The following is a 2,707-nucleotide window of genomic DNA, read 5'->3' on the forward strand; positions in this document are numbered from 1 at the left end:
TCTTCATCCACGATTCTAAAGTATCCGTCATCGTAGGTTATTCTATATGTTCCATCACCAAGGTCTTCTCTTGAAACCTCATGCTCTTTTGGATCCCAGCCGTCAATGACATCATCCACCTTATTGTCTGTTTTGTATTTGTCATTGTTGCTTGCGCTTGCTTTCTTCTTCACATAGATGTTTCCGCTAAGTGTAGCTTGCTTGTAGTTCTTGTTTCCATTATACTTAGCGCTTAATGTAAAGTTGTCTGCAATCAGGTCTTCTAATCTGCACTCTCCATTTTCATTTGTCTTGAGAGTGAAGTTTTCAGTGATTCCATTGCTTCCATGAGTGAGGTTTATCTCAATCCTTTGGCCTGCTATTGGAGTTTTGTTCTCATCTGAAAGCTTTAGTATCAGGCTGTCACCTTCAGTAAGGCTTTGGCTGCTTTCCATAGTTAAAATTGCAGTCTCTCCACTTCCAAATGGATTTGCCATGAGGAATATTCCAATTGCAAGAAGAATGATTACTGTAGTGCATATGATTATTATATCTCTTGAATTCATATTAACCCCCAATTGAATTTTAATTTTAGTTAATTAATATTATTATGGCACTCTTATTTTATTCTTTTCTATTTTTCAATCAACCACTTGAACTTTGGATTCATCATAAATTATTTTAAGCACTTTCTATAAATCATATCTTGTGATATAATCTAATATCCGAATTAGAAAACATATCACTTTAGTTATCAAATCATGTTAAGGGCGGTGTAATCAGTTGTGATTATGCTGCTCTATTTAAAAAAATTGAACAAAACTTTTAAAATGCCTATTTTTACAAACTTTTTTTACACTTTCATCTAATTTTCAACGACTATTTTTTTCAAAAATTCATAAAAAAATTCAACATATTTTATAATTTATAAAATTCATTTAACAAATTTTATATATAATTAATACTATATATATAAATCATAAAGTACATTGGATTATTTTTCAAATATACTTTATGTAAGGCAGTGCTAAGAAATCTAGGATTTAAGAAATTACCCTAAAACTATATAATTAAAAAAATTTATTAAAACTATCGAACTGAATTTATTAATTACAACTATTATTTTTCCTAGAATATATGTTTTTAAAAGCTAAAATTTGTTTAATCAATCCTTATCTTTTAAAACAAAGTTTAAAGATTGTTCCTTTAAGTATATCCCCTTAATATCCTTTAAGGAATTCTTTAAGCAATAAAAGTCTTTTTATTCATATATTTTAAACACGGATCCTACTTTTCTTAGTCATTTCCTTATTTCGCATTTATTGAGGTGAAACTTTGAAAATGAAAAGAACTTTTCTTATTTTATTAGTATTATTCTGTGTTGCGACAATGGCAGTCTCATCTGTCTCTGCAGCAAGCGATGATATGGCAATAGATGATGTTGCTGCCATTAATGATAATGCTATAAATGAAGTTAGTCTCGAAACGGATGATTCTATATCTGATTCCATTCAAGCAGGTGTGGATGATTCCGATGATAAATCATTAGAACCCGCTCCCTTAAAGGACGGTGCATCAACCATTTACGTTTCAAAAACTGGTGATGATTCTAATGATGGATTAAGTGAAGAGAACGCTGTAGCAACTATTGCCAAAGGTTATGAACTTGCTGGTGATGGTTCTACAATAAATATTGGTGCGTGCTGAAGGTGCTATAATCAATAAGCAAACAGCATCTACCTTTTCTGTGTCCTATGATACACCAAATACAGCAGTCATAACCATTAAAGGATTGACATTCACATCTGCGGATGTTGGATCAAGCAACCCTATGATAAATGTCTTAGGTCCTGCGGATGTAAGAGTTACTGACTGTACATTTAGAGACTGTGCTGGTGGAAGATATGGTCTTGTAAGATTCCAATCAGATTCCATAGGAACAGTGGATAATTGTGTATTCAAGGACTTGAATGGAACTACCAGTGCTAACAATAACTATATCAGTATTTTAGGAAATTCAGTTGTAACTGTCAAGAACTCTAATTTTACCAATATCGGTTCAGGCACTTACTTAAGAGCTATCATATACTTGAATTCAGGTACTGCAACAGGATATATAAATGACTGTATCTTTGATGGTTTTGATGGAAATACAAATGGTGTTATTGACAATAGAGGAACCATGACCATCACAGGATGTACATTTACCAATATGGATTTAATGTATTCCAACTGTAAAGGTATTATCTATGGATCCACTACAACTGCAACAGGTTCAACTACAGTAAAATCCTGTTCATTCTACAATAACAAAGCTACCTATGACATTTGGGTTTCAGCAGCTCCTACAACTGTAGAAAACTGTGCATTTGACTTACCTGAAGGCCAATATGCTATCGGAAACAATAAACAAGCAGAAGTAAATGCAAATTACAACTTCTACGGTACCAATGACAACCCAAGTGTATTACTCGATAATGTAACTGCATCAAATTGGGTAATCATGTCTGCTAGTGCAAGTGCAGATACTGTAGCTACTGATGATTCAATCACAATAACTGCAGACTTCAGCAAATACACTGATGGAACCACTACCGGTGACGTAACAGGCACTATGGCAGAAGTTCCTGTAAAATTCACTAATGCAGATGATACCAAAGGTAGTTTAGCAAATGAAATTCTATACCAAGACAACAAGGCTATAGTTACCTACACTGGTATTGCAGAA

At 33.1% G+C, this 2,707-nt stretch carries 3 protein-coding genes; 2 read left to right on the forward strand and 1 reads right to left on the reverse strand.

The genetic code is table 11. The annotated features are described in order from the left end of the window. Positions 1-545, reverse strand: a 545-nt coding sequence (locus QZV03_RS11235) for a carboxypeptidase-like regulatory domain-containing protein (protein ID WP_296876820.1), incomplete at its 3' end; no start/stop codon positions are given. Between the two features lie 775 nt (positions 546-1,320). Here QZV03_RS11235 and QZV03_RS11240 point away from each other — a divergent pair. Next, positions 1,321-1,686 (forward strand): hypothetical protein, encoded by a 366-nt coding sequence (locus QZV03_RS11240; protein ID WP_296876822.1) that lies wholly within the window; start codon positions 1,321-1,323, stop codon positions 1,684-1,686. After that, on the forward strand, positions 1,673-2,707 hold a 1,035-nt coding region (locus QZV03_RS11245; RefSeq protein WP_296876823.1), incomplete at its 3' end, for a hypothetical protein. The genes QZV03_RS11240 and QZV03_RS11245, both read left to right, overlap by 14 nt.

It is taken from the genome of uncultured Methanobrevibacter sp. (assembly GCF_902788255.1).
In the GTDB taxonomy this organism is placed as follows: domain Archaea; phylum Methanobacteriota; class Methanobacteria; order Methanobacteriales; family Methanobacteriaceae; genus Methanocatella.